Genomic DNA, 8,909 nt, shown 5'->3' with positions numbered 1-8,909 from the left:
TGCTGCTGGGGCGAGAATCCTTGAATCTGCTTGTGGACCATGTGTAGGTGTAGGACAGGCACCAAGTTCTAGGGGTGTATCGGTTAGAACCTCTAATCGTAACTTTATTGGCAGAAGTGGTACAGCCGATGCATTGGTATACCTAGCAAGCCCGGAGGTTGCAGCAGCATCAGCACTGACAGGATATATTTCTGATCCAAGAGACATCTGCGATTTAGAGGCACTTTCAAAAATTGAAGAATCAGAGGCCTATATTATTAATGATCGGATGATCCTAGATGATTTTGATGGTAAGACTGAAGTCTTAAGAGGTCCAAATATTAAACCCATGCCAGTTCGCAGTGAACTTGATAAAACCATTACTGCAGGTGTTTCAATTGTTGTGGATGATAACATCAGCACGGATGATATTATGCCGGCAGGTTCGAAAATTTTATCATTGAGATCGAATGTACCAGCAATTTCAGAATATGTTTTTAATGGTGTTGATCCAGAGTTTGCCAAGAGAGCACAAATGATGAAATCTAGTATTATCGTGGCGGGAGAAAATTACGGTCAAGGGTCAAGCCGCGAACATGCAGCATTGGCACCAATGTATTTAGGCGTAAAAGCAGTATTGGCAAAATCACTTTCCAGAATTCACGGTGCAAATCTTATCAATTATGGTATTGTGCCCCTTAAGTTCCTTAAGACAAATGATTTTGACAATATAGATGAAATGGATGACCTTTCATTTGAACTCAATGACCAAGCGATTTCAGAAGGCAAGCTATTGGTAACGAATTTAACTAAGCATACAGAATTTGAGGTAGAGATTGAGCTTACAGATAGACAGGCAGACATTTTAAAAGCAGGCGGATTACTCAATTATGTTAAGAAAAAAGACAGTTAAACATAATAGCGGTTTGAAATACTGAGCGTGTGAGGAGTGAGAGGATGAACAGATTTCCATGTGTCATCATGAGAGGTGGCACAAGCAAAGCGGTTTGTTTTAAAAGAGAAGACATGCCATCAGATGAATCCAAGTGGGCGGAATTTCTATTGGATGTCATGGGAAGTCCTGATGCTAAGCAGATTGATGGACTTGGTGGTGCGAATTCATTGACGAGTAAGGTTGCAATCATTAGCTGTTCAAATGAACCGGGTGTGGATTTAGATTATACATTTGCACAGGTGAGTTTGACCCAAGAAGTTGTGGATATGAAAGGCAATTGTGGCAATATATCTTCGGTTGTAGCACCTTTTGCGATAGAGCAAGGATTGGTTCAGGTGGACCCTAAGGCAAGTCGAGTTTCTCTTGTCATTAAAAATACAAATACGGATAAGTTGATAGAAGCGGAAGTTGAAGTAAGAGATGGGCAGTATGTCCCTGAAGGGGATACTGTGATACCGGGTGTTCCGGGAAGTGGCTCAAATATTGGTTTGATCTTCCATGGTTCTGAAGGTGCTGTAACAGGTAAGCTCTTACCCACGGGAGAAACCGTGAATAGGGTTTCAACGTCAAAGGGTGAAGTTGTTATTTCTATTGTAGACTCTGCAAATCCCTTGGTATTTATCAATGCAGGGGATGTGGGCTTAAGAGGCACTGAACTGGCAAATGACTTTGACCAGGCGACACTAAACTATATTGAAGAAATCAGAAGTATCGCTGCAGAGCTTTGTGGTTTTGCATCAGAGAAAGAGGCAACTCTGAAGTCACCTGCGGTACCAAAGGCAACCATTATTTCGAAAGCACAATCCTATACGGATGTAAAAGGCAAGAATCATGATTTAGCTGATATGGACATTTCAGTCCGAATGATGTCCATGCAAAAACCCCATCAAGCCCTTGCGATTACAGGTGCAGTATGTATCAGTGCGGCATCTAAGATTAAAGGAACTTTGGTGGAACAAATGGTCACTGATGGCGGTGAAAAATTGAGAATTGCCCACCCGGGTGGTGTGATGGAAACGCATATTCAAATGGAAAGTAACAATGTAAAATCTGTGCAAGTGCTACGTACAGCTCGCAGAATCATGCAGGGGGACGTATTCACTCATAAAAATTATTAATTGGAGGTAATTATGAAAAAGTTTGTATCGATAGTTTTAATGTTGGCGATGATTTTAACAATGGTGGGATGTTCAAGTACAAAACCTGCTGAAACAGCTGCAACTGCAACAACTGACAATCAACAAGCAACGACTGCTGCACCTGCTGAAGAGAAGAAAACGGATTTTCCAAAGAGACCAATTGAAATGGTAATTCCTTTTGGTACAGGTGGTGCTAGTGATATTTTTGCTAGAGGTTATTCTCAAATAGTAGAAAACTACATTGGTAAGCCACTTACAGCAGTAAACAAAGGTGGTGCAGGTACAATTGAAGGTTTAACTTATGCTTATGGTGCACCTGCAGATGGGTACACAATTCTTGAAATTACACCTTCACTCCTTATTGTTGAAGCTCAAGGCAAATCAAGTATTAAATTTAGACAAGAATTTGAACCAATCATGCGTGTTCAATCAGATGTTGTTTCAATTGGTGTTTCTTCAAACAGCCAGTTCCAAAATATCGATGAACTTATTGAGTTTGCAAAAGCAAACCCTAAAAAATTAAAAATTGGTGGTCTTTCTCCTGGTGGTTTAGATGACTACATTGCAAATGCATTTGCTGCAAATGCTGGTATCGAGTGGACATACGTGCCTTATAAATCAGGTTCTGAGCTTAAAGCGGCAGTTTTAGGTGGCGAGTTAGATGTTTATCAAGATAAATTAATTTCATTTTTACCTTTAGTTGAATCTGGAGATATCAGACCATTAGTGGTTTTAAACAGCGAGAGATTAGCAACAGTTGAAGCATTAAAAGATGTTCCATGTACAGTTGAAAAAGGCATTAACTTTACTCAAGGTTCTTGGAGAGGTTTCGTAATCAAAAAAGGTGTTCCTGAAGAAGTTAAAGCAATCATAATCAATGCTTTTGAAGAAGCGTACAAAGATCAAGCTTATAAAGATATGGAAGCAAAAGAAATGACAAACGTTCGTGCTGGCTATTTAAATGCGGCAGATTTCCAAGCAGTTTGGGATCAAGAATATGACTCGTATGTTGAAACTTTTAAAGCAATGGGAATTATTCAATAGTCATCAAGTTGATATTTTAGAGGGAGAGTTAACTTTTGCTCTTCCTCACCATGAAAGGTGGATCATTAATGGAACTAATTTTTAATGCTTTGATAGCGATTGTAATAGTGATTTATCTATTGTTGTCGTTAAAGCTGGGGCCATCAACGACAGAGGGGGATATCTTTGGGGCAGGTGGTTTTCCAATTATAATTGCAATACTAGGTTTGATTGTTTTAGGGATCGTTACCCTAGAGGTTATCAAAAAAGGAAAGAAAATTGACATTCCTATGTTTAAAATAAAAACGACTAATGGCAGAGCTGTTACTTTAAATGTCTTGGCCTTGTCGGTCTATGTTGCCTTGATGGGATACTTGGGATTTATCTTATCAACGCCACTATTTTTAGTAAGTAGTGCTAAGAGTATGGGTTACAAAAATAATAAGGCGCTTGCACTTTTCACAGTGGTGACTACTGTCGCTCTTGTTGTAGTCTTTGGAAAGATCTTTTACATTCCACTACCTAGGGGCATCGGAGTACTACGTGATTTAAGTTATTATATTTATTAGGAGGTTAATATAAATGGAAATTTTATTAGATTCATTATCACAAATTATCATTCCGTTGAATATTCTCCTCATTACTGCAGGAACTTTATTTGGAATGGTATGTGGGGCATTACCTGGACTAAGTTCGTCAATGGCGATTATACTCTGTCTTCCTTTCACATATTCAATGAGCCCAATATCAGGCGTTTTATTATTGGTTGCGGTTTATATCGGTGGTGCAACTGGAGGATCAATTTCGGCAATATTATTAAAAACACCTGGTACACCAGAAGCAGTTGCAACGACTTTTGATGGCTATCCTATGGCTCAAAGAGGCGATGCAGGTCTTGCACTGGGCTTAGCAGTATCGGCTTCCTCATTTGGAACGATTTTCTCAGCGATTTGTATGGTAATTAGCGCACCTTTACTTGCTGTCATTGCCCTTAAATTTCAAAGTGCAGAGTATTTTGCGTTAGGATTGGTTGGGTTAAGTTGTATTACAAGTATTGGCTCAAAGAATCAAATGAAGGCAATTTTGTCTGTTATTCTTGGATTGATGTTTGCAACAATTGGTATTGATTCAATCAACGGGGTTGAAAGATACTCATTTGGACAACCCTTCTTATTAAATGGCATTAACTATATTTCTGTAATGATTGGTGCATTTGCAATTGCAGAAATCTATAGAAATGTAGAAGAACTTTCGCACAGAGATACAAGTACAATTACAAATTCAAAAGTGTCACTTGTGATTATGAAGTTTTCTGAAATGGCGAAGATGTGGAAGACATTTGTTAAATCATCCATTATCGGGACAATCATCGGAATTATTCCAGCGGCTGGTGGCTCAATTGCATCTTTGATTTCATATGGTGAAGCTGTGCGTTCGAGTAAAAATCCAGATGAATTTGGAACGGGTATTCCAGAAGGTATTATTGCACCTGAATCGGCGAACAATGCTGCTGTTGGTGGTAGTATGGTGCCAACCATGGTACTCGGAATTCCAGGAAGTCCAGTGGCGGCAGTAATCATGGCGGCTTTTATGATCCTTGGATTAAGACCGGGTCCCTTGCTCATCAGAGAACAGCCTGTCTTATTAAATGCAATTTTCATTGGCATGCTTTTAGCAGCAATGCTCTTATTTGTTGGTGGTAGATTTGTCACAAGAGAATTTGCTAGAATTTTAAAATTGCCATATCCCCTTTTAGGAACTTTAATTGCGACTTTAGGCGTTGTTGGTGCATATTCACTTAAAAATAGTTTTTATGATATTGCGATTATGTTTTTATTCGGTTTTATTGGTTACTATTTTGAAAAGTTTAAATATTCAAGTTCTGCCTTTATTTTGGGCCTAATTTTAGGTGAGCTAATTGAGAATTCACTTAGAAAACAGATTATAATTGGTGGTGGAAATTGGTCAGGGTTCTTAGGAAGACCTTTAGCACTTGTAATTCTTCTGATTGCAGTGGCAACATTCATGTCCCCTCTTATCTCAAAATATAAAAAGCATAAAGCATCAAACTAAAAACATTATAAAATGGTCAGCATAGAGGTAGTGATTACTACCTCTATATTGGCGTTCAGATTGATTTTTATAGACAAGGTGGTAAATGCTATTGCGGTGTGTTTTCTCTTTGTTATAAAATAAGGGCAACAAGTATTTGATCGGATTTTAATATGATTTAATAAAAAGGGGACTATGGTGGTTATATGAAAACCTATGCAGCCTTGAAGAAGAGAGCTTTTTTGATTTTTATTATGAGCATAACGTTCTCGGTTGGTTTATCCATGATTATTTATTTAAACTACAATCAGTTTAAGATGGACTTGATAAACAATGAGCAAAATCGTCTTTTGTATTTAGCCGATACAATTGCAAAATCAATTGAGAGTTATATTAGCAGTCAAGAGAGTTTATTGCAAATACTCAAATTGGATACAGATATCAAAGCATATCTTGAACAATCACAAGAGACCGATCAATTTAAGGTTACAGACAAGTTGAGCGTTTTTTTGTCATCTCAAAAAAATGGATTTGAAGGGATCCAGCTTTATGACAAGAGGGCTCAACTTATTGGAGAAGATAGACTTCAAGGTGTAAAGGCCTATAGCCAACCGATAATAGAGATTGAAAAAGTGACTGAAACGGGGTTATCGTCAAGCAGTAAAGTCTACTTTGATAAGGACAATCATCCTTATATATTTTTAACACAGCCAATTTGGAACGATACGGATATTATTGGTGTCATCAGTGCGAGGCTTTCGATTGAAAAAATCTATTATAATTTTATTGAACCAATTCAGTTCGAAAAAAAGGGCTACGCATCTGTAAAGACAAGTGATGGCATATTCATTATGCATCCTAGAGTAGATCAAATAGGCAAAGATGTACTCAAGTTGAGAAAAGAGGAGTTTCCCGAGCTTGACTGGTCATCGCTTGAAGAAATGTTTAAAAAGCAGATGAGTGGCGAGCGTGGCACAGGTATATATAAGTCGGTATGGATTACAGAAGACAATCCATCGGTAACCTTAAAATTTAACGGTTACTCGCCTGTCTTTATCGGATCGGATTTTTGGATTGTCACAGTTTCCAGTGATTATTATGAAGCTACTAAATACATTCAAAATAACTTGTACACGACAATTGTCGTTATGTCTGCCATAGCCCTTTCGTTTTTTATTTCAATCATTTATGTGATTTTTATGCTCCTTAATCACAAAAAGTTGGAAGAGAAAACACAGCTTCTAGATCGTGTTCAAGAGTTAAATCTTACACTCGAAAAAGATATTGATCAAAGAATTAAGCTTGAAGCGAATCTAAGGGAAAGTCGCAAGAAATTTATAAAACTATTTAATACTGGAACGCAATTGACCTTCATGGTAATGTCACCACAATTAGATAATGATCATTTGGAAATCCTAGAGATCAATGACTATGCATTGAAACGATTAGGTTATCAAAGAGAAAATCTCCATAAGCTTCAAATGGAAAACATTATTGATGACGAGAATATTACCCAAATTCAAAGTTTGATTAAAGAGACCAATGATGAGTCACAACTTGTACTTGAAGTTCTTTTTTACAACGCCCAGGGACAAACTTTTCCAGTGGAACTCTATATCCATGAGTTTGAAATTGAAGATAAAGCCTTTTTGCTCTTCATGGGAAGAGACATCACAGAGAGAAGGCAAAAAGATGCGCTCCTGGAGCAAAATAGAGGCATTATGATTTATAATGCAAGATTGGCTGCAATGGGGGAAATGATTGCCAGTATTGCACATCAGTGGCGTCAGCCCCTTTCTAGACTTAATCTAATCGTTGGCAATATAGGTGACAGTCATAATTTTGGTGAGCTGGACGCAGAATATTTAAAGGATCAGATAATAAAGTCGCAAAATATCATTCAAGAGATGTCTTCCATTATTGATGATTTTCTTTACTTTTTCAATCCCAACAGTGACAAGGTCAAAATGGAGATTTACAAGGCTGTTAAAACGTCCGTTGAAATGTTGAAAGACAGACTTAGCATCTATGAAATTAAAACTGAAATTGTTTTAGATGGGGAATATGAAATTGATGGCTACCTGAGCCAGTTCTATCAAGTTATATTGAATTTACTCAATAATTCGATTGACGTTTTAAAAAACAAGCAAGACCAACGTTTGATAAAGGTTGTTATCAGATGTGATGGTGATTATCAGATTGTGGAGATAATTGATAATGGTGGTGGGATTGAAGACACTTTTATGGGTGACCTATTTAAACCCTATTTTTCAACTAAAAACAAGGGAGAGGGAACCGGCATTGGACTTTATATTTCCAGACTTATTATTGAAAGGAATTTTGGCGGTACATTAACACTAGAGAATTGGTCATCAGGTGTTAAGGCAACCATCAAGATGAGAAGGGGGTAGTGGTTAGAATGGGTGGAGAAAATTTAAAGGGGTTGAAAGTCCTTTTTGTTGAAGATGATGAGGTACAAAGACAAGAGTTGGCAGGCTATCTCAAACGGCGAGTGGGGAAACTATACTTTGCTTCAAATGGTGAAGAAGGGCTAGTAAAATTTCGTCAATGTGATCCTAATCTGGTCTTGTGTGATGTTCGTATGCCTAAAATGGATGGCTTGAAAATGGTTGCGGAACTCAGAAAAATGGATGCTAACATTCCAATTTTGATGTTGTCAGCTTTGTCTGATAAAGAGACCATTCTCTCGGCAGTAGACCTGAACATAACCAATTATCTCATCAAGCCAATTGAACTCAATAAATTGGAAAAGGCACTCGAACAGATTGCATTTGAGTTTGAAAGAGATAATCGAGGCTCCAGTGATCACCTAAATGGTGAGCTTTTGGATGCCTTAAAGCGCTTGGTCATCAAGTATATTAAGGCGGAATCAGGCAAGGGCCCTGAAGATATCAGGATTAGAGTTACAAATCGACAAGTTGAGATTGATATTTTTGGTGCCCTGACAACGCTTGAAAAAAATATGATAAAAAATGAAAATAACGTCAATATGGTCAATTATTTGAGAAACCAATTTTACAGTGATCGTTCAGAGGATTTGTCTTGTATAATAAGCGACCATTTTGATTTCAAGGTCAATTTGTTGTCTTTTACAACAGACTCCAAGTTGGATGTCACTTACTTGTGTTTTAACAAGGTTTTATAATAAAGGGTTTCTAAATAAATGCTTTCCTAAAAGGTGTTCAATTGTTCTTTCAATTTGTCATCGAATATACGAATGTAATATTAGAATTTAAAAGACATGAGGACAAATGATGTATGTTATAATTTGATAAAAAAATAACAAACATTGAGGTGCTTATGAATTATCGTGTAAGAGAACATCATTGTAATATGAGGCAAAATAAGTATAAGAATAATAAGTATAAAGTGCATCATAAGATTGATATGAAAAATTGGACCATCCTTTTAAGCTTGGTCTTAGCCCTTGTAGTCTTATCAAGTTGTAGCAGAGTGCCCGAGAAAAAAGAGGTCATACTTGCAGATCAATATGGCTTGGCATATGCACCACTGGATATCATGAGACATAATGGCTATTTAGAAGATGCGCTAAAGGCTGCCAAGCTCGATGTTGAGGTGGTTTGGAAAAAACTCCCCAACACTGCTGCAATGAGAGAAGCCATGCTTGCAGACGAACTGGATTTTGGATTTGTAGGGATACCCCCTTTTTTAATAGGCAAGGACAAGGGGATGGATTGGCGCATTATGGTGGGCCTATCAGAAAGTCCTCTAGGTCTTGT

The 8,909-nt window shown here is 37.6% G+C and carries 7 protein-coding genes and 1 pseudogene; all 8 read left to right on the top strand.

Annotated features, from left to right (window positions below):
• A partial coding sequence (locus tag AC220I_RS14110) for an aconitase family protein (RefSeq protein ID WP_486724492.1) occupies positions 1-892 on the top strand: 892 nt, incomplete at its 5' end.
• 44 nt (positions 893-936) lie between these two features.
• Positions 937-2,052: a PrpF domain-containing protein gene (locus tag AC220I_RS14105; protein ID WP_486724491.1), complete on the top strand. Its 1,116-nt coding sequence runs from the start codon at positions 937-939 to the stop codon at positions 2,050-2,052.
• A gap of 12 nt (positions 2,053-2,064) precedes the next feature.
• A complete protein-coding gene (locus AC220I_RS14100; protein WP_486724490.1) occupies positions 2,065-3,117 on the top strand; it encodes a tripartite tricarboxylate transporter substrate binding protein in 1,053 nt (350 codons plus the stop codon).
• Between the two features lie 68 nt (positions 3,118-3,185).
• Positions 3,186-3,665 carry a tripartite tricarboxylate transporter TctB family protein gene (locus AC220I_RS14095; RefSeq protein WP_486724489.1) on the top strand — a complete coding sequence of 160 codons (480 nt, stop codon included), beginning with the start codon at positions 3,186-3,188 and terminating at the stop codon, positions 3,663-3,665.
• Between the two features lie 13 nt (positions 3,666-3,678).
• Complete coding sequence (locus tag AC220I_RS14090) at positions 3,679-5,169, top strand: tripartite tricarboxylate transporter permease (protein WP_486724488.1); 1,491 nt, start codon at positions 3,679-3,681, stop codon at positions 5,167-5,169.
• Between the two features lie 185 nt (positions 5,170-5,354).
• Positions 5,355-7,559, top strand: coding sequence for a cache domain-containing protein (locus AC220I_RS14085; RefSeq protein ID WP_486724487.1), 2,205 nt, complete (start codon positions 5,355-5,357; stop codon positions 7,557-7,559).
• Between the two features lie 8 nt (positions 7,560-7,567).
• A complete protein-coding gene (locus tag AC220I_RS14080) occupies positions 7,568-8,314 on the top strand; it encodes a Na-translocating system protein MpsC family protein (protein WP_486724486.1) in 747 nt (248 codons plus the stop codon).
• A gap of 155 nt (positions 8,315-8,469) precedes the next feature.
• Positions 8,470-8,909, top strand: a pseudogene (locus tag AC220I_RS14075) (hypothetical protein); the annotation flags it as partial.

It is taken from the genome of Fusibacter sp., from assembly GCF_057447755.1.
This window is presented reverse-complemented; position numbering and strand designations above follow the sequence as displayed.